Genomic DNA, 25,297 nt, shown 5'->3' on the forward strand with positions numbered 1-25,297 from the left:
CTTTTCCAACGTAGGTTTAATTATTTTGCTGTTTCGTCCTCTTTTATATAACGTAAAAACTCTCGTAAAGCTTCTCGCCATTCTCTCATTTTCCTAAAACCATTCAATCGAAGAGACATATGATCAAACACCGAATACGCCGGTCTTGGTGCTGGTCTTGGGAAGTCTTTTGTTGTACACGGATTTACCTTAACTTTTATCCCCGCTTCCTCAAAAATTGCTTTCGCAAATTCGTACCAAGAACAATGTCCTGAATTGGAAACATGGTAAACTCCGTATTTTTCCGTTTGAATCAGTTCCAAAACACAATTCGCTAAATCAACTGTATACGTTGGACAGCCAATTTGGTCATGCACGACCATCAATTCATCGCGTTCTTGTGCTAGTTTTAACATCGTTTTGACAAAATTGTTCCCATGCTTTCCGTATACCCAAGATGTTCTGACAATAAAAAATTTCGAATGTAAATCACGAACAAACTGCTCACCGGCTAATTTGCTTTTCCCATATACGCTGAGCGGGTTTGTCGAAGCAAATTCATTATAAGGTGTAGTAGCTGTTCCATCAAAGACATAATCCGTGCTTATATAGACAAGTTTAGCCCCCACCGCTTCCGATACGACTGCAACATTTCTCGTCCCATATGAATTAATTAAAAATGCTTGATCTGGCTCAGATTCTGCTAGGTCAACTTTTGTATAGGCAGCAGTATGAATAACTACATCTGGATGGATCTCACGAATAACTCTTTTAACTTGATCAAAATTGGTAATATCTAATTCTTCCCTCCCGTATCCATAAACTTCATAACCACGGTCTGAAAGCAAAAGTACTAGATCAGTCCCAAGCTGTCCTTTTGCACCAGTCACCAACACTTTCATGATCTGTCACCATACTGTTTTTGATAGTAATTCATATATTCACCGGATTTAATATTTTTCCACCATTCTTGGTTGTCAATATACCATTGGATCGTTTCAAGGATACCTGTTTCAAATGTATATTGGGGCTTCCAACCAAGTTCTGTCATAATCTTTGTTGGATCAATCGCATAACGGCGGTCATGTCCCGGACGATCGGCAACATATTTAATTAAATCTTTTGATACACCAAGCTTTTCAACAATTAAATAAACAATTTCATTATTTGTTCGCTCATTATGACCCCCGATATTGTATACTTCCCCCGGTCTTCCTTTATGAATGACTAAATCAATCGCCGCACAATGGTCTTTCACATGCAGCCAGTCGCGAATATTTTGGCCGTCACCGTAAATCGGAAGCTCTTTTCCTTCCAACGCGTTCGTGATCATTAACGGAATGAGTTTTTCAGGGAAGTGATACGGCCCATAGTTATTGGAACATCTCGTAATGTTCGCATTGAGACCGTACGTTTCATGATACACTCTTACAAGCAAATCTCCGCCAGCTTTGCTTGCCGAATAAGGGCTATTTGGCGCTAATGGTGTTTGTTCTGTAAAATATCCCGTTTCTCCAAGCGTTCCGTACACTTCATCTGTTGAAATTTGTACATATTTCTTAATATTATTGGCTTTCGCCACATCTAATAACGCTTGCGTGCCTAATACATTTGTTTTCACGAAAATATCAGGATCTGTAATACTGCGGTCGACATGAGATTCAGCAGCAAAGTTGATAATTACATCAATTTCATGAGTTTTCACAAGATAATCTACAAACTCGCGATTATTAATATTACCTTTTACAAAAGTATAGTTAGGATGATTTTCAACATCTTTTAAGTTTTCAAGATTACCAGCATAGGTTAATAAATCATAATTGACTACTTTATAATTTGGATATTTCTCAAGCATATAACGGACAAAGTTGCTGCCGATAAAACCTGCTCCGCCTGTGACTAAAAGATTCATGACTTTCTCTCCCATTCAAAGTTGATTTCAGCATCTGCTAATAGTGGATGTTTCGTATCTTTGTCAGAAAGAATTGGATTCGCTGTCGGCCAGTCAATTCCTAACGCCGGATCATTCCAAAGAATGCCTCGATCATGTTCTGGAGAATAGTATTCATCCACTTTATATTGTACTTCTGTATTTTCTACTAACGTACAAAAACCATGCGCAAACCCTTTCGGCACAAGCAATTGCCGCTTATTATCCGCGCTCAAAATAAAACTTTGCCATTTTCCAAACGTCGGTGAACCTTTGCGAATATCAACAACTACATCATAGATAGCCCCTCGAGTAACGCGAACTAACTTCGTTTGCGCCTTTGGATTTAACTGATAATGAAGCCCGCGGATCGTTCCCGCTTGCTGGGATAACGAGTGATTATCTTGAATAAAGTCGAAATCAAGCCAATATTTCGCAAAAAGCTTTTTATTGTAGCTTTCCATAAAAAAGCCGCGGTGGTCACCAAATACTTTTGGTTCAATAAGCAAAACACCAGGCAATGAAGTCTCCAAAATTTTCACGACGCACACCTCATCATTTTATAAATAGATTGGCCGTTTTTTCTGATTAGCAATATCTATCAAATATCGACCATATTGATTTTTCTTTAACGGCTCAGCTAACTTTAATAACTGTTCTCTTGTAATATACCCTTTTAAATAAGCAATTTCTTCAAGGCATGCAACCTTTAAGCTTTGACGCTTTTCTATTGTTTCAATAAATTGAGAAGCCTCAAGCAACGATTCGTGCGTACCAGAATCCAGCCAGCAAAAACCTCTTCCTAAAATCTCCACATGCAATTCGCCAAGCTCCAAATATTTTTTGTTCACATCGGTAATTTCCAACTCGCCACGTGCGGAAGGCTTAATGCTTTTCGCAAATTCAACAACGCGGTTATCATAAAAATACAACCCTGTCACCGCATAATTAGACTTCGGATGTTTCGGTTTTTCTTCAATGGAAATGACTTTTCCGTTTTCATCAAACTCTACAACGCCAAAACGTTCTGGGTCGTTTACGTAATACCCAAACACCGTCGCTCCTGTTTTTCGTTCCACAGCGTTTTGTAACAAGTTCGTCAACCCATGGCCATAGAAAAGATTATCTCCTAAAATCAAGGCAACATTGTCATCACCGATGAACTCCTCTCCAATAATAAACGCCTGCGCAAGACCGTCTGGGGAAGGCTGCACGGCGTAAGATAACGAGATTCCTAACTGTGACCCGTCTCCTAATAGCTCCGCAAACCGCGGTGTATCATTAGGAGTAGAAATAATTAAAATATCACGGATACCAGCTAACATTAAAACAGATAATGGATAATAAATCATTGGCTTGTCATAAATAGGCAATAATTGTTTAGATACTGCTTTTGTTAAAGGATAAAGGCGGGTACCACTCCCGCCTGCTAAAATAATCCCTTTCATTGTTATACATCCCCTTAATTAGCTATCCAGAAATAGTTGTTCGTAGTCACTTACAATTTTATCCCATGAATATTCTTTAATGATGCGATTTTTTGCTTTTGCTCCTAGTAATTCTATTTCCTCTTGAGTATATTGATCGGCCATATTAATCAACTGACTTAATGATCCTTGCTCTTTTGTAAAATATAAGGCCCCGTCTGCACCAACTTCTTTATTAAAAACTACATCTAGTAATAAATTAATTCTTGTTGATGCCAATGCTTCCAGAAGAGAAGGGTTTGTCCCTCCCACTTCATGACCGTGTAAATATCCGTAAGCTTGCTTACGAATTTTCTTTAAAAGTTCCTGATCATACACAGTCCCTACAAACTTAATACGAGGATCGCGATCAAATTTCGTTTTTTCAAGCAGCTGCTGATAAAAAGCATTTTGTTCAACATTTGAAATAATCACTAAATCCTTTTTAGTGTTAGATGCCATAAACTCGCGAATCATTAGTTCATAATTGTTTTCCGGAACAAAACGTCCCACAATTAAATAATATTCAAACGGCTTTACCTGATGTTGACGATACCAATCAACTAGCTTCGCACCATCATCCGCAAGTGAAGATGCCTTCACATCCGCTCCATAAGCAATAAATGTAGTTTTAGGGCGATAGTGTCTATATTCATTTTGAATGTATGATTCAATCCCACGTGAATCGCATACTAATAAATCCGCATGTTTCACCATTAAACGCTCAGAAAACTTCCAATAACGTTTAATCCAATAATTCCATTTACTCCGTTTCCATTCATGACCATCAGGGTTTACAAACACCTTGACCCTCATTTTCTCTAGCTTTTTCTTATAGAAAGCAAAAAACGGACCAATTCGACAAGCCAGAATATAAACAATGCTGTTATTTAGATTGTTTTCTTTAATATATCGAATGCATTCCTGTAAACTCATTAAATCATAAAGAACCGCTTTCGCACTTCCCACATCAGGAACCTTTACATTAAAACATCTAGCATTGTTATAATAAAATTCATCGTTATTCTCCCCTAAACATGAAACATGGTAAGTGATATCCTCACTTACCTTCCTTTTCGTTAAATATTCTACAAACGTTTCAAAACCCCCATATTTGGCTGGAATGCCTTTAGATCCAATAATAAATACATGTTTCATTTTATCTGACTCCTATTACTTTTTCATAAAGTGACTGAATTAAATGAACATGGTAGTCCATTACATATTTAAAGTCCATATTACAAATATTTTGATTTATTCTTTTTAGAATGTTTCTATCCTCAATAAGCTTTTCTATATAATGTGCAAGATCATTTACATCGGCTTTAAAAATTATTCCTGTTTCTTTATCTTTTATAATGTCTTTAAAGCCCACATGCTCTGATACAAGTATAGGTACACCATAAGATAATGCTTCTAGGCCAATAAACCCAAATGTTTCTTTCCAAACACTCGGAATAATTAATACATCTGTTTCCTGAAAGATGTTAAATAAATCCTTATATTGATATCGACCATGAAACGTAACGAAATCCTTTTCTACATCTAAAGGAATGCAATAATCATTGCCATAAACGTTTAAATGCCAATTTGTTTTTCCTTGTTTTAATAATGAGGTTAAGCTCTTTCTTAATAAGAAAAAGCCCTTATATTCTTCTAGAGGCCCTAAAAATGTAATTTTTAAAGGTTTTTGCACATCATAATTTTTTAATGAACGATTATCCTTAATACCAGAATGCGAAATGGGAATTACTTCCCCTGTAATATCCACATAGTTCTCATATACTTTTTTCGTAGTAGAACTGTTAAAATGAAAATAGTCAATGGATTCTAATATACTACAATAATAGTCTCTTAACTTTTGAAACTGAATAGCTAAACCTAAATCAACTTTGTCTTCCGAAATTATAGATTTTTTTTCACTAAGTTGCTTTATCTTCTGTTTTTTACTTTCCCTTAATTTCTTTACTAGGAAGCTATTTTTAAACGTTTTATACACTTTCGATTGCATAATATAAATTAAAGGAAAGCTGTAAGCATTAGTATTGCATATTACACATTTTTGTCCGTCTCTATAATCTGTACAAATTTGACTATTATAATCAATTAAATTTACTTTTGGACAAATACCGTAATAGTCATGAGTTGTAAAAACAACCTTAATTTTTTTTTCTTTAGCAACCTCGAAAAATTCTTTATGGATCCCCATTAATGTATGTACATGGATAATATCAGGTTTTACTTCTTCTAAAAAAGAAGAAAACACAGCTTTGGAAGAAGCTCTTTGCATAAAAAGTTCAGGATTTTTTACTCCCCCTAATAAAGGAACAGGCAGAGGATTGACTAATTCAAATACAGAAATCCCCTGATATCCGTTATCTCCTTGGATTGTAATCTTACGAGAAAAATTATAATGTCCAGGATAAAGCAAATAAACCTTATGTCCTAATTGTGATTGTTGAAGCATTAAGTCCACCGAATATTTGGTTAATCCTCCTGATCGATAAGGAGGGAGTCCCAAGGTATAATGTAGAACTTTCATGTTATTACACCATATCTTTCTTATTTTTATTCTTCGTATTGAATCCCTACCCCTACACCATAAATGATAATTTATTCACTAGTGTATTAGTTACTACTTTTTAATACCCTTGATATTTGATTAGGATAACAAGGCAATCAAAATATAATTTGTAAATTTGTAAGCAACATTTTATCCAATATCGCTGTTTAGTTTATTAACTTCATTTCTAAATCTTTAGCAACATTTTCCCACTCATATTTTCCCACTGGTTTCATCCAATTTTCATTTAAATTATTACTAATATAATCTTCGGCAAGCTTTTTTAATGCTAAGTAAAGTTCATTTTCATCGTTTAAAATTACCGGTCCTTTTTTTACATCTTCCATTATATCTTTTAATTCATCATTTAAATCTCCCAACAATGTTAGAATAATTGCTGGACTTCCTAAATACTCATATACTTTTCCAGGTACTTGAGTACTCTCTTTATTTCCATACAACAACAAAACATCAGCCTTTACAGTATACCGTAAGGCTTGTTTATATGGTACTAATGGATAGATTTTGATATTATTATGTTTTTGTAACTTTTCTTGATCACTATAGTGATCAAACTGACCTACGAAGATAATATTTAATTTATTATATAAATTAATATCATTACTTTTTAGTAAGTTTAATGCGTTATATAAAGGATTAATATCTCGGAGATGACGATAAATAGTTCCTACATATACAATATTAAGCTTATTGAATTCTATCCCTTTTAAATTTAAAGATTCCTTGTTAATAATATCAATATATTGCTGTTTGTCATAACCTCTTAACACTATAGAAGTCTTTTTAGGGTTTAAATCATATTTATCAATATAAAGCCTTTTTGTCTTTTCGGTAGTAAATAGGAGCTTATCTACTTTTTCTACGATTTTTCTTTCTATTTTTTCCTCAATAAACTTCTTTAGAATAGATCTATTATTACGTAAACTATCGCCATTCCAAGGGTCACTCCAATAACCAACCCATCTAATAAATTTAAATCGTCTCTTTAATAGGTAAGCTACTATATGGCTCGAGGGGGTTTCATGTAAAGAAAAAAGAATATCATAATCCTTATTTTTCATAAGCTTTTTAGCAAATTTATAGGCAGGATAAATCCAAAACATAAATACGTCTGGAATCACCATTGTATTCTTAATAAAGGTATTTACTTTTCCCTTTACTGTATTATTAATAGATACATGTTTAGAAATATCAATATTATTATCTAAATCCTTCATTTTCTTTCTATAAAAAAACTTGTAAAAAAAACCTGGACTAATTCTATAAACATTTACTCTTTTATCAAATGCTTCTTCTAATTTGGAATCATATGCGATAGAATCCTTTGGATAATCGACGCCCAAAACATCTATTTGATGTCCCAACTTCGCTAAATAATTTATATAATTTAGTGCTCTTATATTACCTGATCCAATATACGGAGGTATTTGTGTTGCGACAACTAAAATTTTCATTATAATTCACACCTTAGATATTTGTGTTCTTATAACCTTTTAACTTCTTGGCTCATTAACATTTTGATTTTCCATTGTATTGTTCCTGAAAAAAATTAATCCTAAGGAAATAAACATAAAAATATAAATAGTTACATTATAGTATTGGTTAGGATTAAAATTAGATGTAATAAAATTTCCAACAAATAGAGAAATAGGAAACCATACATCCTTTTTAAATTTCTTTATAAGGACAATTAACATATAAATATAAATAAACAAATACGTAATGAAGCTTATAAACCCCTGTTCTACAAGAATATTCAAAAATTGGGAATGAATAACAATATCTCTTATCCCATAATTAGTGTATACATAGTATACATATTGACCAGCACCTATCCCTAACATTGGTATATCTTTTAATAATTTTGTGATATTACTAAATTGTATAAATCTATGAGATTCAGTGGAACCTCTATCTAAAACCAACAATTTGTATGCATCATCAAAGAAAAAATAGATGCTTAAAAACAATATGATTACTCCTAAATTTGTTAATGCAACCCTAACAATAATAGTTTTATAATTTATATTTCTAACAAAAATAAATAGACAAAATATCAAAAACTCTATAAAAATAGCTAAATAAGCTATTCTTGTCAATGTTAATAGAATAAACACAAAATTTAACACAAAAACTAAAAAGATAAATATATTTTTTTTCTTATATAGATAATATAAAAGGACAGCAAATAAGATAGTACCTAGATTCCCAGCACCATTACTTGCACCAACTATTCCCCAGACCCTCTTTACAACTTTTATACCTTCGTAATAATTAATATTTGCTGCTGGATTAGATAACAAAAAACTTCTATTAAAAATAAACTGCAAGATTGAAAGAATCGAGTTTAGTAACGAAAGTACTACTATTGATTTAAAAATAATATCATTATTTTGCTTTTGACCACTTAAAATAAATGTTAGATAAAACCATATCAATAATAAAGTGATACTCAAATATACCATCAAATGATGTATAAATAAATTTAATTCATATATTCTTACAAGATTATATTGTGTTAACAACAATAATATGATAAACAAAAAAGCAAACAACAAAAAGTAAAAATGTTTATGAAAATTTTTATTTAATGTCACTTCAGCTTTATAATAATGTCTACCCCTAATAATTAAATAATACTGAATTATCAAGAATGTAATAACAGAAATTACCAAACAAAAAATATGTAAATAAATTTTTTGCCCATGATGAATAAAAACTCCTAAATCTAAATTAATCGATATTGCTAATAATATAAGCGTAATACCAAAATTACTAATAGCCTTATTGTTTAAAATAAATAAACTTAGTAAATACAATACATACACCAAGAAAATAAATAATAATAATTTAGCCATATGTAATCACCAAATCAATTTTAAAATAGTCTATATGCTTCAGCGACGAATCGAACAACAGAATAATCAAATTAAACAACTACAAGCACGAATTGAACAGTTAGAAACACAGATGAAAAAAAACAGTACGAATAGCCATTTACCGCATCCATCGGAATATTTCCCCATTCACTGGCTTCACTTCGAAGAAAAACCGGACGTAAACCAGGCAGACAAATAAGACATCTAGGACAAACGTTGCAAAAAGTCCGCCAACCGGATAAGGCGTACTCGCTTTCGTTACGCAGTAGATGGAAGGGAAGGTAATCGATTTTTTATCCCTATCCATCTATATAGATTCAGATTAATTTTCCGACATAACCACCTGTCCGATGCGCTGGAGCACTCTTTCTGGAAATTCAGAAAGGTACTCTAAGAACGAAACAATCGATTCTCGCAACTCTTTTCGATTGGGATGAAACCGATTGGCAATGACACTCTCTTTCAGCCAACCCCAAATTCGTTCAACTAAATTTAAATTCGGCGAATAAGGGGGTAAGAATACAAAAGTTAACTGTTCTTCGTGCTCATGTAAAAAAGGCTGAAGAACTTTGGCATGATGAATTTTTGCGTTATCCAAGACCATCACGACATGTTTATCTGGATACTGGTCTAATGTGTATTGAAGAAACTGCAGAAAAGCCTGTGCGTTACATTGGTCCGTTTCCATACAGAGAAATTCACCCGTTTCGATATTCACACCACCTAATAAGCTGACCGTTGCGTGATGTCCATACGTAGGGATTTGTTTTTGACGCCCTTTCACACTCCATGTAGAACGAAGAGCTTGGTAGCCCCGAATATGACTTTCATCTCCATAGATTATGACCATGTTGTCAGTCAAGTTTTTTTATGAGTTCCATTTCTTGTTGAAACTCTTTTTGTTTTTGAGGATTCGCCCGTTTGAGGGTATATGTAGGGCGTGTATAGCGAAATCCCCATCGATGGAGCATATCACAAATTCCACCACGGGACATGGTGACAGAAAATTTCTCTTCTAATACATGTTGAATGATTCGTGTATTCCAGCTGGTTTCGATGCCGTATCCTTCATCGGCAGGGGTGCTTTCTTCCAACATCTTTCTTAATTCGCATTCTTCGTTTGGAGACAGATACGGCTTACTACCGGGAGCATAATGGCGTTCTAATAGCGCATCCATACCACCTTGATTAAACTTTTGAACGTAAATCGAAACGGTTTCACGATGGATGTTCAAAAGCTCAGCGACTTGGATTCCTAAGTAGCCTTGCATAATGAGACGAATCACCGCTATTCGTTTCGCCATGTTCGCATTTTTCATTCTGCGCTCCTGTTCTTGAAGACGTTCGATGGTCCAACCATGATCGTTCGTAATTTGTAATCCTTTTTTCTTCATCATTCATCCGCTCCTTTGATTGATCCTCTTAGGAGCAGTATAGACAAGGATACATGTTGATTAAACATGTCGGAATTTCAAACTGAATTTATATAGTTGTGAAGTTTATTACAAGGAAGAACAGATTATTTTTTATCATTTTTTAAAGTTTGATCGCAATCTGACTCTTATATAATGTTCTCCTTCTTAAACTTTTCAATATTATTACTAATTACTTTCGCAGGAACACCTGCAACCACACTGTTATCAGGTACATCTTTGATTACAACTGCATTGGCACCAATAACTACATTATTACCAACCTTAAATCCTCCAATCAATCTTGCACCTGGTCCAATATACACATTATCACCAATCACAGGAGGTCCACCGTGCCCAGTCCTTCCCCCTATGGTACAGTTCTGGCCAATAGTGCAGTTTTTCCCTATTTTACAATCTTTATGTAAAACAACACCAATCCCCCCATAACCAAATTTTGTATTCTCCCCTATATCGGCTGTATGTAGAATATAAGAGTTATGAAGTACATCATTAAACTTTGTTATTAAGTTAGCAAGTCTTCTGAACTCTTTATGTTGATAGCTTTCTTGGAATTTTACAAAGTCTATAAGAAGTATCCTTACTTAGAAACCTTCCCCTTCGCTTTAAAAATTTTATTAAAGAAATAAGCATTTATAAAAATTGTCACAAAATAAGTAAAACAATTTGCAATAGCCGCGCCATACATACCATAATTACTTATGAGTATATAATTTAAAATAATATTAAAAATAAGGGAAATTAAACTAACATAAAAATTCAGTTCTGATCTCCCAATGCTCATTAGCGTCATTCCCTTAGGAGAATATAGACTCCAACATACAAACCCTATTAAAAGTATTTCAAAATAAACCACCGAATTCTGATAACTAATACCAAAAACAAGAGGAAGAATGAAAGGAGCAGATATTGCTGCTAATACTGCTACCGAAACTGCAAGAAATGTATTACGCACTTGATAAATCCTAAGAATATCCTGAACATCCTCTATACTATTAGAGACCTTTGAGATTTTTGGTACCATAATTTGTCCTAAAGTAGATGGTATCAACATCATTGTCGTAATAATTAATTGTGCTATACCGTAATATCCAATTTCTTTTGTGTCATTTATTAAGTGATTTGCCATAATTATATTTATGTTTGATAATAATACTCCTAATAAATTAGCACCAAATGCAAAAAACGCAATATTAAAAATCCTCTTTACAATTCCTATCGAAATTTTAATAGTAAAAATTGATGTCAATTCATTTTTAATAAAAGGAACTGTCATTAACAATGAAATAAAATTTAAAATAACTAAAGACCATATATAACCATGTAATCCTGATAAATATGCGCATAATGTACTAAATATAATTACAATAATCTTTGATAAGCTTTGGATATAAGACATCTGTTTTATTTTTTGTTGTGCCTGGAAATAAACAATAATTAAATTAATTAGAGTTAATATTGGGACTAAAAAGATATATATTTTCAAAAGTTCATTAATGCTAGTATCAATATTAAGAAACGAAAAATGCTGAGTAATTAAAATTAATATTATTAAAATAAAAGAGCTAAATATAGTCAACATAAATCCGATATTAAAAATGTTTATTCTTTCTTTATATTTAATATCTTCTGAACATAGCTTTAAAATAGACGTATTTATTCCCAGTGATGCGATTATAAGAAATATATTCAAATAAGATTGTAAAATTTTTATTACTCCAATTTCCTCAACACTTAATATCCTCGTTAAAAATATTTGTCCACCAAAACCTGCGATTTGTATTAAAATATTAGCCGATAATAAGTGAAAAAAACCTGTTCTTATAGCTTTACGTATCATTTTTATCATTTTGATCTGCAAATCCTTTTCCATTTTTAAAGTAATGCATCTGTGTTGGTTAACCAATAAAAATCAAATATTAAATTGAAATAAAGGTTTTCTCCCGTTCCCCGTCGAATAAAAAAGGTAGCTGAAAATAACAGAGAGAAAATGATATGAACCATATTCACGAAATCGGAACACTATCCATTGCAATTAAGGAAACCAAAAATAATCGCATGTATGAACGCTACCAAGCTTTCTTCTCTGATAATAACAAAAGGAACACCATCATTTTTTATAAATTTCAAGTACTTTTCGGAAATAATCTTCTGGATAATTTTGTTCTTCAATTTTTTTATAATATTCGTATCTATTAATAATATCGGTTGTTTTTTTAGTTAAATCTAACATATCCCTAGATGAAAACAATAACGTTCCCTCAGGCCTTTTGCATACATCACTAGCTATTGCCGGAACACCTTGACTTAAAGCTTCTGAAATAGAAACACCGAAACCATCTACACAAGTAGGGCGTATAAATAGATGAGATTTATTTAAAATGGGATAAAATTCGCTATCCTTTACTTCAAAAAAATATATTTTTTCTTGTAATCCAAGAGATTGAATTTTTCCTTTTAGAGTCTCATAATAGTTTCTTTCTTCATTATTTTGAGACTCAACTCCAAGCAAAGCAAATAATAAACCTACGTCATAACCATTTTTATTTAAGGAATCAATTAACTCTATTAACATATCAATGCCATAAAGGTCAGTATTATTATAAAATCGAATATTTCCGTTTGCAGTAATTAGAAATTTTTGTGATTTAATAAAATCCCAAACTTCCTTTGGAATTTTTTTTATATCATCTTCTATCTCAATTGGTTTTATAAAAGAGGGAATTGTGCTAACTTTATCCTTATTAAATCCCATTTCTATTAATCGAGTTCTAGTATTATCATTTACACATATTATATGATCTATTTTTAATAGACTTTTAATTAAAATCTTCTTTCTTATCCCTTTATGTTTATTCAATTGGTCTATTAAACTGTTTCCATGAATAGTTAAAACAACTTTCTTTTTAAGTATCTTCTTAAAAAGTCCTAATAACATTCTGATTTTTATATTTATTGTGTGAAAATGATACACATCTGCTTTTATAAAGAGCAATTTAAATAATAATGAATATTTATTAAATGTGAAAACGTTAATTCTAGCATTAAAATATGTCCCTTCATTAAAAACTATGCACTCATGGCCATTCTCTTCTAATCTTTGTTTAAGTCTTTTAATATGAACAGATATCCCTCCTAGAGGTGGGGGATATATTCCAACTTGAACTATTTTCATTTAGAAATCCCGCCTGTTAAAATTTTATTTTCTGTTCTAAAAATTTAAATTTCCCGGTATTTGTTCTATCAAGTTTTTCTACCTTTACTATTGATAGGTTTATTTTATTATTATATTGTTCTCTAAAGAGATTGTATATTTTCGAAAGCTTAAACTCATCAATGTTATTTTTGGGTATCACTTTTAATACAACTTCTCCTGGTCGATCTTGATAAAATTGTCCTGCAAAAATTTCATTTTGTATTTCACTTAGAATTTTATATATTCCCGTTAGCACAACTTTATTTCCTTCTAATGTTACAAAGTATTCTTGTTCTCTTCCCTCTATTTTTTTAATAAGTTTATGTGATCTTCCGCATTCACAAATACTATTAGTATTTACAGCTAAATCTTTAGTCCTATATCTTATAAACGGCATAGCATAGTTCAAAAAACTTGTTGCAACAATCTCACCAATTTCTCCTTCTCCATTAACCTCATTTCCATCTTTATCAAGTAATTCTGTATATCCATAAAAAGGTTCTAAATGATAGTAATGGCTTCTCTCGCACTCACCAGCTATTACCGCATGTTCAGAATGTCCATAAAAGCTAAAAACCCTTTTGTTAAATGCTTTACTAATAGTTTCACGTAATTCAGGTCTCAAATTCTCCGAAACACATAATATAGCTTTTAGATTAGGTAAATTCAGTTTTATATTTCTCTCCAAAATATAATTGCTTAATAATTGTATAGATGATGGGTAGCAATGTATAAAATTCGGATTAAATTCTTCTATTTTTCTTATATATTCCAAAACATTTTCATATGTTATGTCATATGAAGATAATATTAAGTCTCTATTTTTATATTCGTATATTCCTGTTCGGGGCTTCATTCCCATTAAAATAACACGCCTATTACTACTTTTTATGTCATATCCAACTCTTTTCCAAATGTGTGTTACATAAGCCCATTCTTTATACTTATCCTCTTTTTCATCAACTAAAAACGTCAATGGTTCACCTGTTGAACCACCAGTTGTTACTATCCTTAATTTTCGATGCTTATAATCACTTGATATTAAATCTTCAAAATTATTTTTTATTATATCTTTAGTTAGATAAGGTATTTTTTTTATATCTGAAAAACTTTGTATATCATCAGGTTTTATTCCATGTTCGTTAAATAACTTAGTATAGTACGGTACCGTTTTATATGCATGATTAATTATTTTCTTTAACTCTAAAAATTGATATCTATCTTGTTGTTCTTTTGTCCACCATTGAGACTCATCTAAAAAATTTGTTAAATCTCTAAATTTTTTTCCGTATCTAATATAGTCTGGAATACTAAAATAAACAAATCTTAATGGTTTCTCTAATATATATTTAGCATTTACTAATAACTCATTTAGATTCATTGTTTTCACCATACGATTTGATTATTAGTGATGTATTAATTTGTAATTCATTAGTTTTACACTGTATTTTTTTGCCTTTTAAACTCACACCATAAGAAGGACTAATAGTTACATCACTAATAAGAGTTTCTTTACTGTTATTAATATGTAACTCGACATATATATTGTTCTTTTTTAGCAATATTCCTTTTTCTAGTCTATATATATTAATACTAGGATTAATTATAAAGTTTACATAAATTGTTCTACTTAATTTATTTTTATTAGTATTAATATGGACTAGCTTATCATATATATTAATTCTATCTTCAGAAATATTTACCGTTCTATGGTGTTCAAGACCTAAATCATCAATAAATCCTTTATGAAAACCGCTAAATCTCATATTGGTAAATTCTTCACATTGTGAATAAGTCCTTTCTTTCATATAAAATAGATTTGTTTCTTCAAAATCATTTTGTTCAAACTCTTCTACTTGAACTGTATTATGCATAGCTGTACTACGAAAAAGATTTCTCATTTTATAATCAGCAGTATAGACATAAGAACCTGGATCGATAATAAGATCCTCTCCATCTATGTTGAGTTCAAAACTCAACTGGTCATTATGACTGTGGACTCCTTCCCCTCTGAATGAAAGTTCTCCACATCTAATGCAACAATAGACTCGATCATTTCTTAAAATATAATATCCCCCATCTCTATAAGCAACGGATGTTAATGGTTTGGGTTTTTCTACATTACTCTTATAATTTTGATAAATCCATAGTGCATCCTCAATGTAGTCTTTTCCATAATAGCGGAAATCATCACGATCAAACAACTCTCCTGCTATCCCTAGTAAATGCCGGAAATCATTTCTTACCCATGTACTATAAATAGATAAAATTAATAGCCTGCCATCATCAGCATCACCAATAATTGGAGCTAACCCGTTTGGCTTAGTGATATTCATAATAAATTCACACATTTTTTCCAACCTATCCATATAATCCTTGGAGAAACGTATATTGTTCTTATTGCATAGCACCGTAGTCTTTAAGAATAACTCTGTTACTAACCGATGATAAGACGTAGAGGCTTCGTAGTTTGTACCATCTGGATTATTTTGAACAAACATTTCTTTTTCTAATTCACTAAGTCCATAGTCAAGCCATTTTTTAGGATTATTGCTCTTATTTCGGTCATTAACAATAAATGAACCGAAGTAAAGCCCAAGCCAAACTAATCCAACAATATTGGATAAGTAATGGTTGCCGGTATGTGGTCCTTTATTTTCTAAGTTTTTAATAATAAATCGACCATGTAGGTATAGAGACTTATGAAATTGAGTCCAAAAATTCTTATCGATTGATGGAGAGTCTTTAAAAAAGAAATAAGCTGCAATCCAATTCACAGCTCTTATTGCAACATCCATTGTACAGGTCCAATTGACCGACATCTCAACCGGATTTTTTTCTATCCAATCTTCTATTTCTTCTTTAAACTCTATGGCATATTTTTCATCGTTAGTTAACCAATAAGCCTTACCTAACGTAAATAGATGTTGAAAACGAGATAATTCCCAAGGAACTTTAACATCTGCATTGTTTGACAAGTCTATTATTTTAATATCTTTATAAAACTTGTTTTCCCAAACAAAGTTTGTTTTAAAGTCTGTATTCCAAGGCAACTGCTCTCCAAGATATATATCGCCTGAACCCAGCAGGTTAAATATATGGGAACAAATTTTATCAGCATCATTAATAATTTGCATTTCAATATTTAGCTGTTTAATTTTTTCTATTAATAATTGTTTATCTGTAGTACTAAAGAAAAAATTACAGTTGGGTTTAAAATTAATAAAATATTTATCATCTATATCAATTGGCTTAAGCTTAATTATTTCTTTTCTTATCTTGTAATAAAGTATTTCATATAATTTAATCACAATTTTCTTTAAAGCTTTATCGATTGGCAGTTTTCTTAAATTTTGTATCTTTCGTGTTAGCTCTCCCATATTTCCTCCTAAATTGTCATCGATACATCTATATTACTTGTTATCGGGAGCACCCCACGCATGTCAATAACAATTTTATTCGATAGTGCTTTCTTATCTATTACTTTAAAATAGTCGTGATCTACTAGTAACACAACCACATCAGCTTTTTCGATCGCTTCCTCTGTTTTTACGAGTTGGACATTGAATTCTAGTAAATCTTTTGGAAGCTCTTCAATATGCGGCTCAGCTACATATATAGTTTGATCGTAAATAGCAGATAATTCTTTTACAATTTTCACCGCTGGGCTTTCTCGTAAATCATCCACGTTTGCTTTAAACGCTAAACCTAGACATGCAATTGTTGGGTTTTGGAGATTTTTCGTTGCTTCTTTAATTTTTTCAATGATAAAATACGGTTTTGAATCATTAACAATACGAGCTGTACGAATTAATTTCGCTGTTTCAGGAGCTGCATCCACAATAAACCAAGGGTCGACCGCTATACAGTGCCCACCTACCCCAGGACCTGGCTGCAAAATATTCACACGCGGATGATGATTCGCTAAATTGATTAACTCCCACACATTAATGTTGAGCTCATCACAAATCATAGAGAGCTCATTGGCAAACGCGATATTTACATCACGAAACGCATTCTCTGTTAATTTAGATAGCTCTGCAGTTCTCGCGTTCGTTTCTAATATTTTTCCTTTTACAAAATTCTTATAAAATTCAACTGTTCTTTTCGTCGATTCCTCATTAATGCCACCAATAATACGATCATTCTCAATTAACTCTTTTAAAATTTTCCCTGGGAGAACCCGTTCTGGACAATGAGAAACAAATATACGTTTTTCATGATTTTCATCAATACTCAAATCTGCTCTCTCTTCTAAAATCCATTCTGCCACTTTCTCTGTTGTTCCAACAGGACTTGTCGATTCTAAAATAACAATATTTCCTGGTTCTAAGTAAGGAGAAATGGATCTTGTTGCTTGTTCCACATAAGTCAAATCTGGTTTATGATTTTCTTTAAACGGCGTCGGAACGGCAATAATAAAAACATCTGCTTTTTCAGGTACAACAGATGCTTTTAAATTCCCGCTCTCTACCGCTTTTTTGACCATTATATCTAAATCAGGTTCATAAATATGTACTTGCCCATTATTGATTAACTCAACTGCTTTTTCGTTAATATCAACTCCATGAACTTCAAATCCATTGTGCGCTAATACAGTCGCTGTTGGTAATCCAATATACCCTAAGCCAATCACACAAACTTTTTTCATTTTATGCATTCCTCTTTTCTTCATTTTTAATAAGCACTATTCGGTTTAATCATTACTTTAACCGTTTTAAATATAATCTTTAAGTCATATAGAAACGAACGTTCACGAATGTATTTCAAATCCAACTCAACCATTTCATCAAATCCCAAATCATTTCTCCCGCTCACTTGCCAAAGACCTGTACATCCTGGTGTCACAAGCAGTCTTTGCATATCATACTTTGTATATTGTTCTACTTCTCTAGGCAGTGGAGGACGGGGGCCAACTAAACTCATATCTCCTTTAATAACGTTCCAAAGCTGCGGAAGTTCATCAATACTTGTTTTTCGGATGAATTTTCCTATTTTCGTAGTTCTTGGATCCTCTTTTATTTTAAACATCGCACCGGATACTTCGTTATATTTTAATAGATCATTTAGTCGTTCTTCCGCATCTACAACCATCGATCGGAATTTATACATATAAAAATTTTTGCCGTCTTTGCCGACGCGTATTTGCTTGAAGAACACAGGGCCTTTCGGATCTTCAAGTTTGATACAAATAGCGACAATGATAAAGACAGGTAATAACAGGATAAATCCAACAATCGCTCCCAATAAATCCATCATTCGTTTGGCAAATAAATAGCTTTTTCTCTCGTTAACCGCTGTTTTGTCAATGAATAATAGCTGCTGATTTGTATCCTCTTGATTAGATGCTTTCACAAAGGCCAAATCGACTCACCCTTTTTCTCTATTTTGTTATCCTTTCCTCTTTTATCAACTCTTCCATAAACTGTATCAACTCTGGCTTTAGTTCTTCGTTTTTCATCGCAAACTCGATCGTCGTCTTAATAAATCCGATCTTTTCTCCGACATCATACCGTTTTCCTTCGAAGTTGTAGGCGAAGACGCGCTGAATTTCGTTTAGTTTTTGGATGGCGTCTGTTAATTGGATTTCGCCACCGGCTCCGATTTTTTGTTCTTCTAAAAACCGGAAAATTTCAGGCGTTAGTATGTACCGACCCATGATGGCGAGATTGGATGGCGCTGTTCCTCTTGCCGGCTTTTCGACGAAGTTTTTGACTTCGTATCGGCGGCCCGTTTGCTCGAGCGGTTCGATGATGCCGTAGCGGTGTGTTTCTTCTTCAGGAACAGGCTGTACGCCGATGATCGATGCTCCCGTTTTTCCATATTCGTCCATCAGCTGTTTTAAGCAAGGCTTGTCCCCCTGCACGATGTCATCTCCAAGAAGTACAGCAAACGGTTCGTCGCCGATGAATTTTCGGGCGCACCAGACAGCATGTCCAAGCCCTTTTGGTTCCTTTTGCCGTATGTAATGAATATCTACTTTGGAAGATTGGCGCACTTTTTCCAAGAGATCAAATTTTTCTTTTTCCACTAAATTGTGTTCGAGTTCAAAGTTGTTGTCAAAATGGTCTTCAATCGCTCTTTTTCCTTTTCCGGTGACGATGATGATGTCCTCAATTCCGGATTCGATCGCTTCTTCTACTATGTATTGAATCGTCGGTTTATCAACGATCGGCAGCATTTCTTTCGGCATCGCTTTCGTTGCGGGCAAAAATCTTGTTCCGAGCCCCGCAGCTGGTATGATGGCTTTCCTCACTTTTTTCAATATACTCACTCACTTCCCTTTGTACTTTTTGTTTATACGGACCTACGTATAATCTATTCATCAATAGAGCATACGTAGATACATATCGGTTTTGAAAAAAAATAACCACTTGATGTCGTTCCCAGTGGTTTTCCAGTTCACTTCTTAGTTTTAACATTTTTTGTTAAAATACACCAACCATAGCTCTCCCTAGTTCAGTAATTGTTTTGCTTTCTATTCTGTATGTTTTTCAGGCATCTCATTTATGATCAAAGCTCAATATCTTTTTGAGCAAGTTTTTATCAAAAAATTTTTTCTTATGTATTACGATGCTTCATTCCTCGACGTTTTCTATTTTTTGCACTTGTTTCACATTTATCATCATGAATTAGTATTATCCTTCTTTAATACAGATCAAAGGATACTTTGCAGGTATTGGTTCATTTTGGCACCCACCAATGAATTTCTTTTGTTGATAAACCGGGCATCTAACCCGCCCTCACACCGCACCATCGACGACTAGCGTCTAAGGTGTCCTTTTGGAAGCACCCACAGCGCGGCCGAGTGCCTCTATTGATAAAGGTAAAGAGACATCACCTTTAAAAAATTCTAAAAAACAATATATAGAAAAGGCGCTAATAGCCATTCAATATTTTGTAATTTAGAAAATTCCAAAAAACTTCTTTTTTTTGATGCGTTCGGGAGGTTCTTTGTAAATCGCTTCGTTTCGGATGACGCAATCGGCGTTATCTTTGAAATATTCGACCGCATCTATGCCGAATTGTTCTTCCACCTCCGCAAAAGCTTCCTGCATGTGAAAGCTCCTATACTTCAAATCGTGCGCATCTGAAGCAATAAAATGGACAAGATTGGCATTTAGTAACTCGAAAGAAAATTTTTTAATTTTGCTGCCAAACGTTCCCGTAAGGCTTGCTGCTGTCAGCTGGGCTGCCGCTCCCTGCTTTACAAGCTTATACAAAAGGTCGGGATTTTGCGCAATTTCGCTGTTTCTCTCTGGATGGGCAATGATCGGATTCAGCCCGGCCATCATCATATCAAATATCAACCGTTCCGCATATCTTGGCACATGGTTTGAAGGAAACTCAATTAAAATATAGTTTGACTGATTTAAACCGCCGCAGTTCCCAGCCGAAAAGTCTTCAAGCAGTTCCCCGTACAGCCGGATCTCTTGGCCGGGAACAACTGTAAGCGGAATTCCTTCCTGTTTCAATGTTTCATTCAATTTTTCTGTCTTTTCTTTAACGAAGCTCCATTCATTGTCAAACTTCCCGTTTTTATGGTGCGGTGTAGCGGTAATGACCGAAATCCCTTGACGGACAGCCGCTCGCGCCATTTCGATGCTTTCCGTCAAATGCTTTGCTCCATCGTCCACTTCCGGCAATATATGACAGTGCAGATCAATCATCATACGACACCATCCTTCAAATCACGGAAAAAAATCAGATATTATCATTTTAAACAAGTAGACTGTTTTTTTCAAAGAAAAATAGGAAAAAATACCTAATTTTTCCCGCCGTAATAATAGTAATAATGGCTGTCTTTCTGCGGCTTGCCGTTTAATACAACTCCTAGCAGCTTGCTTTTTGCCGACAACAATGATTCTTTTCCTTTTAACGCTGCTTCTCTCTCCGTTTTTCCGCTTGCCACCACCATGATCGACGCATCGACTTGATTAGCCAAAATTTGCGCATCCGCTACCGCTAAAAGAGGCGGAGAATCAATAAGCACAATGTCGTACTGATCATAAGCTTCTTTGAGCAGCTCCACCATGCTTCTCGATGACAAAAGCTCGGCTGGATTCGGAGGAATCGGTCCGCTCGTTAAAACGTCCAAATGATCAACTTCACTTACCGACACAGCTTCCTGTAAAGTCGCATTTCTTAACAGCACGCTCGTCAATCCGTGAATGTTTTGCAGCCTGAATGTATAATGAACTGTCGGTTTGCGCAAATCAGCGTCAATTAACAGCACCTGCTTCCCTTGCTGAGCAAACACAACAGCCAAGTTTGCCGCCGTTGTCGACTTCCCTTCTCCAGGGCCAGTTGATGTAATCATAATTGAACGAATTTCATGGTCCACAGACGAAAATTGAATGTTTGTCCGAATCGTCCGGTATTGTTCAGAGATCGGCGATTTCGGGTTGAGCGCCGTGATCAATGTGCGCTGTTTTTGCTTCATTCCTTTCGCTCTAGGCGCCATACGTCTCACCCCTGACTCTCGATTTTTTGACCGCTTGATTCATTGTCGAACTGTTCATTTCATTGTCCATTTCAGAAATTGCCCCAAGCACAGGAAGCTCCAAAAGCTTCTCAATATCCTGCTCTGTCTTTACCGTGTTGTCAAGATACTCAAGCAAAAACGCAAGTCCAACGCCGGCCATCAATCCGACAACAAACGCAATCGCCATATTTAAGACAGGCTTTGGCTTGACAGGAGAAGCATTTTCTTTCACTTCCGCTTTCGACAAAATGTTGACGTTGTCAACGTTCATAATATTTTTAATTTCCTTTTGAAAAACGCTCGCGATCGTGTTGGCAATATTTGCTGCATGATTCGGATCAGGATCTTGAACGGAAATGTTGACGACCTGCGAGTCCTTTTCGCTTCCGACCGTAATTTTTTCATTTAATTCATCGACCGTCTCGTTTAAACCCAGCTCTTCAATCACCAGCTCCAAAATTCTTGGACTTTTAATAATGACATTGTATGTATTAATGAGCTGCAAATTCGTTTGAATTTCGTTGTATTGAAAAGCGGCTTGGTCATCCTTCGTTTGGTTGACTAAAATTTGGGTGGAAGCTTGATAAATCGGAGTAATAAAAAAATAGCTGACAATGCCGCTTGCCGCCGTTGCAATCGCCGTAATGAGAATAATTAAGCTGATCCGTTTTTTCAATGTATCCAATATCTCTTTTAAACTAATTGTTTCTTCCATGTTTACCTCCGTTGCAAAATATGTCATTACCTATCAATTTATTATAATATTAAATTCTTCCAACATCTAGTTGATTCGACAATTTTTATAGAGAATTTTGTCCTTTTTCAGAAAAAAGTGTAAGGAGGCGAATCGCTTCAATTCACCTCCTTACACTTTCTTCCTACATCGTATTCAGCAAAATTGCGGCAGCCGCCCCAATGGCAACAGCAATAACCGGAAAAGCGATATAAAGGCACATTTTTTTGATTTTTCTTCTTGCTTCGATTTCTTCCGGCGTCAACCATTGACCTTTCAACCCTTCACCCTCCCCTTCCCCTGATGCGCTTCTCCTAGCAAATACCAAGAAAGCGTCATCAAAAACTTCACAAATCCTTACAAAAATAATATGAAGTAAGAACTACATTACCCATATCGGTCAGCCGCCTTATGATGTTTACAGGAAAAAAGGCTTATTTTTAGTTCGGGGGAGATAGAACAATCAAACGTTCCCTAGCTTTTAAAACATGCAGAATGAAAGGAGATGTCAGATAAGTCGCTTAAAATAAATCAAGTAAAGAAAAACAAACCGTTTTTCTCTACTTGATTTCGTATATTTCTATTTTTGCTTGAAAGTATCTGGCGGATGCCTGCTACTTTCAGTATGATGTGGGATAATGCCACAATCCCACAGCTATGATACATACACCTTTTTAATCTCGTGTTCAAGCTGTTTTAATAATTCTTTCGTAGTGACATGTTCGTTTGTTTCACCTTGCTTATACGCATTAAGGAGAATTTTCAGAAATTCGTCCTGGATCTTCTTTGTCTCTTTCATTCTGAAAAATTTCCTTTCTTCAAATTTTTACAAAATTAAACAGCAAGATATGACAATTATACTAACATCAAATCAAAGTTGCAATAGTTTACTAGACAAGAATAGTGTTCGATTTCGCATTTTGCGCTATAATCGTAAGGAACGTGTTGCTATAAACGACAAAGGAGCGGACTTCTCATGCCTTCCCATATTTTCGATAAACAATTAGTGCTTCATTGTTCAGAACAAGTGATAAACATGCTTTCCCCTGAAACAGAGGAACAACGTGAATGGATGAAAAAAGGGTTTCTTTTATATAGACAAGGAAACGTGTTTAATGTCAAGCAAGAAGGAATATTTATTACGGCGGCAGTTGAGGACGTAAAGCGCGCATATGTCAAGCTTGATTTGGAATATTTCCAGCTGTCAAGCTGCTCCTGTTCTAATGAGTTTCCATGCCGTCATCTCATTGCTGTTTTTTTATATATTTATGCATTAACAGACGATCTCGGTGACTTTTTTAACAAGTGGAAAGAAAAACCGAATAAAAAGCTGGCCGTGTTGAAGGAGGAAGGCTTGATTCAAAAAGGAATGAAGCCGAGTGAACAACCGGCCGACGATTGGGCGGAGCTTTTTAAAGGCGAACTGGACAATGTTGAAACACTCTTCGGTACACAAAGAATTTATGCGATTTGGTATAAAGTGTATCCTCTTCTGAAAAAGAAGGAGCCTAAAAACCGAGGGTTAAAACCTCTCTACCATATCATGCTGGCAAGTAGTCTGCTTGTTGAAATTTGCCGTTTTTGCCATCAAAACGAAACAAATACAAATTCGCCAGCTCTTTTCCAATACGCTGCTCAGGTGATAGAAGAATTGCAGCTTGAGATCATTGAACATGTAAAGCAAATCAAAACAATGTCCTTGCCTTTTTCCGCTGATCCCATTTTACATGACATGAGGGATCACATCCGCGAGCTTTTGTTTTGCGGCAAAGCTTTTCTCTATGAGCGAGTCGTTATTTACCGGATCATCTGGGAGTATTTACTGAACCGAAAAAAGTGGATGGAAGAAGAGCGGACGATGCTTGAACATCGAAAAGATGATGAAATGAAAAAAGGCGGTTTGTTCATTCTTGAATGCGAACTCGCTATTTTCCATTTTGATTTTTTGGACAAAAACGATGACCGCATCATCCATTATTTGAACGAAACTGAGCTTCCACTTTTGCCGTTATTGTTTGATTGGATTATATCGATGAATAAAAGAAAAGAATTTAAACGGTTCCGAAAATGGGTTCCGGTAATTCTTGATCAAGCCAATTTGTATATTCAAGTAGAATATTTTTACGATCGACAAGAAACGATATATTATTTATTAAATGAGTTTGAACATTACCGTGCTCAAGTTGGGGATGACGAGACGTTCGAACACGCTTGCCGAAAGCTTCTTCCGTACAGCTATGCAGTTTATCATGAATATTTAATAGAAAAAGGCCTGTTTCATACATGGGCGGAGCTTCAGCTTTCGATCGGTTTCTCTCTAGATGATGTAGAGAGCCGGCTTCTTACTGTCATTGAAAAAAAAGCACCCGGTGTGCTGCTTCCCCTATTGCATCAAGAAATTGCCGGCAAAATCGCTGCAAAAAACCGATCAAGCTACAAAGACGCTGTGAAATATTTAAAAAGGCTGAAACGCGTTTATAAAAAAATGGGCGATATGGACACTTGGGAACACTATTTTCAGCATATTACGAGCGAGTATAAACGCCTTCGCGCTTTTCAAGAGGAGCTCGTAAAAGGAAAATTGATGTAATACACAGCTTAAATATCAAAAG

Annotated in this window: 24 protein-coding genes; 1 reads left to right on the forward strand and 23 read right to left on the reverse strand. The window is 34.2% G+C overall.

All coding sequences use genetic code 11. The annotated features are described in order from the left end of the window. Positions 1–20: 20 nt before the first annotated feature. From rfbD to NST97_RS11830, 23 genes are all read right to left on the reverse strand, one after another. Complete coding sequence (rfbD, locus tag NST97_RS11715; RefSeq protein ID WP_341343269.1) at positions 21–881, reverse strand: dTDP-4-dehydrorhamnose reductase; 861 nt, start codon at positions 879–881, stop codon at positions 21–23. Then, the gene (rfbB, locus tag NST97_RS11720; protein WP_341343270.1) at positions 878–1,891 is read right to left on the reverse strand and encodes a dTDP-glucose 4,6-dehydratase; all 1,014 of its coding nucleotides are present in this window, start codon (positions 1,889–1,891) and stop codon (positions 878–880) included. Before rfbB ends, rfbD begins: the two co-directional genes overlap by 4 nt. Then, on the reverse strand, positions 1,888–2,451 hold the full coding sequence (gene rfbC / locus NST97_RS11725) for a dTDP-4-dehydrorhamnose 3,5-epimerase (RefSeq protein WP_341343271.1): 564 nt from the start codon (positions 2,449–2,451) through the stop codon (positions 1,888–1,890). Before rfbC ends, rfbB begins: the two co-directional genes overlap by 4 nt. A gap of 18 nt (positions 2,452–2,469) precedes the next feature. Next, positions 2,470–3,357 carry a glucose-1-phosphate thymidylyltransferase RfbA gene (gene rfbA / locus NST97_RS11730; protein WP_341343272.1) on the reverse strand — a complete coding sequence of 296 codons (888 nt, stop codon included), beginning with the start codon at positions 3,355–3,357 and terminating at the stop codon, positions 2,470–2,472. 18 nt (positions 3,358–3,375) lie between these two features. Then, entirely contained in the window at positions 3,376–4,533 is a 1,158-nt protein-coding gene (cps2T, locus tag NST97_RS11735) for a beta 1-4 rhamnosyltransferase Cps2T (RefSeq protein ID WP_341343273.1), read from the reverse strand. A gap of 1 nt (position 4,534) precedes the next feature. Next, complete coding sequence (locus NST97_RS11740; RefSeq protein WP_341343274.1) at positions 4,535–5,917, reverse strand: glycosyltransferase; 1,383 nt, start codon at positions 5,915–5,917, stop codon at positions 4,535–4,537. 188 nt (positions 5,918–6,105) lie between these two features. Beyond that, positions 6,106–7,413, reverse strand: coding sequence for a glycosyltransferase (locus NST97_RS11745; RefSeq protein WP_341343275.1), 1,308 nt, complete (start codon positions 7,411–7,413; stop codon positions 6,106–6,108). Positions 7,414–7,452: 39 nt separating this feature from the next. Further along, positions 7,453–8,817, reverse strand: coding sequence for an O-antigen ligase family protein (locus NST97_RS11750; RefSeq protein ID WP_341343276.1), 1,365 nt, complete (start codon positions 8,815–8,817; stop codon positions 7,453–7,455). Between the two features lie 343 nt (positions 8,818–9,160). Then, positions 9,161–9,688 (reverse strand): IS630 family transposase, encoded by a 528-nt coding sequence (locus tag NST97_RS11755; protein ID WP_341343277.1) that lies wholly within the window; start codon positions 9,686–9,688, stop codon positions 9,161–9,163. A 4-nt stretch (positions 9,689–9,692) separates the two neighbouring features. Continuing rightward, positions 9,693–10,235 carry a helix-turn-helix domain-containing protein gene (locus tag NST97_RS11760; RefSeq protein ID WP_341343278.1) on the reverse strand — a complete coding sequence of 181 codons (543 nt, stop codon included), beginning with the start codon at positions 10,233–10,235 and terminating at the stop codon, positions 9,693–9,695. Between the two features lie 164 nt (positions 10,236–10,399). Next, positions 10,400–10,849 carry a serine O-acetyltransferase gene (locus NST97_RS19305; protein WP_445684616.1) on the reverse strand — a complete coding sequence of 150 codons (450 nt, stop codon included), beginning with the start codon at positions 10,847–10,849 and terminating at the stop codon, positions 10,400–10,402. Between the two features lie 2 nt (positions 10,850–10,851). Further along, complete coding sequence (locus tag NST97_RS11775) at positions 10,852–12,120, reverse strand: oligosaccharide flippase family protein (RefSeq protein WP_341343280.1); 1,269 nt, start codon at positions 12,118–12,120, stop codon at positions 10,852–10,854. 261 nt (positions 12,121–12,381) lie between these two features. After that, positions 12,382–13,446 (reverse strand): glycosyltransferase family 4 protein, encoded by a 1,065-nt coding sequence (locus NST97_RS11780; RefSeq protein WP_341343281.1) that lies wholly within the window; start codon positions 13,444–13,446, stop codon positions 12,382–12,384. A gap of 16 nt (positions 13,447–13,462) precedes the next feature. After that, positions 13,463–14,848, reverse strand: a complete 1,386-nt coding sequence (locus NST97_RS11785; RefSeq protein ID WP_341343282.1) for a phenylacetate--CoA ligase family protein — start codon at positions 14,846–14,848, stop codon at positions 13,463–13,465. Beyond that, entirely contained in the window at positions 14,835–16,847 is a 2,013-nt protein-coding gene (locus NST97_RS11790) for an alginate lyase family protein (RefSeq protein WP_341343283.1), read from the reverse strand. Before NST97_RS11790 ends, NST97_RS11785 begins: the two co-directional genes overlap by 14 nt. An 8-nt stretch (positions 16,848–16,855) precedes the next feature. Further along, positions 16,856–18,118: a UDP-N-acetyl-D-mannosamine dehydrogenase gene (gene wecC / locus NST97_RS11795; protein WP_341343284.1), complete on the reverse strand. Its 1,263-nt coding sequence runs from the start codon at positions 18,116–18,118 to the stop codon at positions 16,856–16,858. Between the two features lie 26 nt (positions 18,119–18,144). Next, the gene (locus NST97_RS11800; RefSeq protein ID WP_341343556.1) at positions 18,145–18,822 is read right to left on the reverse strand and encodes a sugar transferase; all 678 of its coding nucleotides are present in this window, start codon (positions 18,820–18,822) and stop codon (positions 18,145–18,147) included. Positions 18,823–18,850: 28 nt separating this feature from the next. After that, on the reverse strand, positions 18,851–19,732 hold the full coding sequence (gene galU / locus NST97_RS11805) for a UTP--glucose-1-phosphate uridylyltransferase GalU (RefSeq protein ID WP_341343557.1): 882 nt from the start codon (positions 19,730–19,732) through the stop codon (positions 18,851–18,853). 640 nt (positions 19,733–20,372) lie between these two features. After that, positions 20,373–21,137, reverse strand: coding sequence for a tyrosine-protein phosphatase (locus NST97_RS11810; RefSeq protein WP_341343558.1), 765 nt, complete (start codon positions 21,135–21,137; stop codon positions 20,373–20,375). A gap of 95 nt (positions 21,138–21,232) precedes the next feature. After that, complete coding sequence (locus NST97_RS11815) at positions 21,233–21,931, reverse strand: CpsD/CapB family tyrosine-protein kinase (protein WP_341343285.1); 699 nt, start codon at positions 21,929–21,931, stop codon at positions 21,233–21,235. Continuing rightward, positions 21,921–22,667 carry a YveK family protein gene (locus NST97_RS11820; RefSeq protein WP_066248041.1) on the reverse strand — a complete coding sequence of 249 codons (747 nt, stop codon included), beginning with the start codon at positions 22,665–22,667 and terminating at the stop codon, positions 21,921–21,923. The genes NST97_RS11815 and NST97_RS11820 overlap by 11 nt, the downstream gene beginning before the upstream one ends. A gap of 163 nt (positions 22,668–22,830) precedes the next feature. After that, positions 22,831–22,965, reverse strand: a complete 135-nt coding sequence (locus NST97_RS11825) for a hypothetical protein (RefSeq protein ID WP_339197976.1) — start codon at positions 22,963–22,965, stop codon at positions 22,831–22,833. A 375-nt stretch (positions 22,966–23,340) separates the two neighbouring features. Then, complete coding sequence (locus NST97_RS11830) at positions 23,341–23,484, reverse strand: hypothetical protein (protein ID WP_186439282.1); 144 nt, start codon at positions 23,482–23,484, stop codon at positions 23,341–23,343. Positions 23,485–23,661: 177 nt separating this feature from the next. On the opposite strand from NST97_RS11830, the gene NST97_RS11835 reads away from it, so the two are divergent. After that, on the forward strand, positions 23,662–25,275 hold the full coding sequence (locus NST97_RS11835; RefSeq protein WP_341343286.1) for an SWIM zinc finger family protein: 1,614 nt from the start codon (positions 23,662–23,664) through the stop codon (positions 25,273–25,275). Positions 25,276–25,297 lie beyond the last annotated feature (22 nt).

Source organism: Aeribacillus sp. FSL K6-1305 (assembly GCF_038050115.1).
Classification (GTDB): Bacteria; Bacillota; Bacilli; order Bacillales; family Aeribacillaceae; genus Aeribacillus; species Aeribacillus composti.

What these genes read in the sequence shown, in the direction of transcription:
- NST97_RS11775 (WP_341343280.1), bottom strand. Translation starts at nt 12,120, where the DNA reads ATGATAAAAATGATACGTAAAGCTATAAGAACAGGTTTTTTTCACTTA.
- NST97_RS11810 (WP_341343558.1), bottom strand. Translation starts at nt 21,137, where the DNA reads ATGATTGATCTGCACTGTCATATATTGCCGGAAGTGGACGATGGAGCA.
- NST97_RS11820 (WP_066248041.1), bottom strand. Translation starts at nt 22,667, where the DNA reads ATGGAAGAAACAATTAGTTTAAAAGAGATATTGGATACATTGAAAAAA.
- NST97_RS11835 (WP_341343286.1), top strand. Translation starts at nt 23,662, where the DNA reads ATGCCTTCCCATATTTTCGATAAACAATTAGTGCTTCATTGTTCAGAA.
- NST97_RS11755 (WP_341343277.1), bottom strand. Translation starts at nt 9,688, where the DNA reads ATGGTCATAATCTATGGAGATGAAAGTCATATTCGGGGCTACCAAGCT.
- rfbA (WP_341343272.1), bottom strand. Translation starts at nt 3,357, where the DNA reads ATGAAAGGGATTATTTTAGCAGGCGGGAGTGGTACCCGCCTTTATCCT.
- wecC (WP_341343284.1), bottom strand. Translation starts at nt 18,118, where the DNA reads ATGAAAAAAGTTTGTGTGATTGGCTTAGGGTATATTGGATTACCAACA.
- cps2T (WP_341343273.1), bottom strand. Translation starts at nt 4,533, where the DNA reads ATGAAACATGTATTTATTATTGGATCTAAAGGCATTCCAGCCAAATAT.
- rfbD (WP_341343269.1), bottom strand. Translation starts at nt 881, where the DNA reads ATGAAAGTGTTGGTGACTGGTGCAAAAGGACAGCTTGGGACTGATCTA.
- NST97_RS11790 (WP_341343283.1), bottom strand. Translation starts at nt 16,847, where the DNA reads ATGGGAGAGCTAACACGAAAGATACAAAATTTAAGAAAACTGCCAATC.
- NST97_RS11785 (WP_341343282.1), bottom strand. Translation starts at nt 14,848, where the DNA reads ATGAATCTAAATGAGTTATTAGTAAATGCTAAATATATATTAGAGAAA.
- NST97_RS11745 (WP_341343275.1), bottom strand. Translation starts at nt 7,413, where the DNA reads ATGAAAATTTTAGTTGTCGCAACACAAATACCTCCGTATATTGGATCA.
- rfbB (WP_341343270.1), bottom strand. Translation starts at nt 1,891, where the DNA reads ATGAATCTTTTAGTCACAGGCGGAGCAGGTTTTATCGGCAGCAACTTT.
- NST97_RS11830 (WP_186439282.1), bottom strand. Translation starts at nt 23,484, where the DNA reads ATGAAAGAGACAAAGAAGATCCAGGACGAATTTCTGAAAATTCTCCTT.
- NST97_RS11815 (WP_341343285.1), bottom strand. Translation starts at nt 21,931, where the DNA reads ATGGCGCCTAGAGCGAAAGGAATGAAGCAAAAACAGCGCACATTGATC.
- NST97_RS11740 (WP_341343274.1), bottom strand. Translation starts at nt 5,917, where the DNA reads ATGAAAGTTCTACATTATACCTTGGGACTCCCTCCTTATCGATCAGGA.
- NST97_RS11760 (WP_341343278.1), bottom strand. Translation starts at nt 10,235, where the DNA reads ATGATGAAGAAAAAAGGATTACAAATTACGAACGATCATGGTTGGACC.
- NST97_RS11750 (WP_341343276.1), bottom strand. Translation starts at nt 8,817, where the DNA reads ATGGCTAAATTATTATTATTTATTTTCTTGGTGTATGTATTGTATTTA.
- NST97_RS11780 (WP_341343281.1), bottom strand. Translation starts at nt 13,446, where the DNA reads ATGAAAATAGTTCAAGTTGGAATATATCCCCCACCTCTAGGAGGGATA.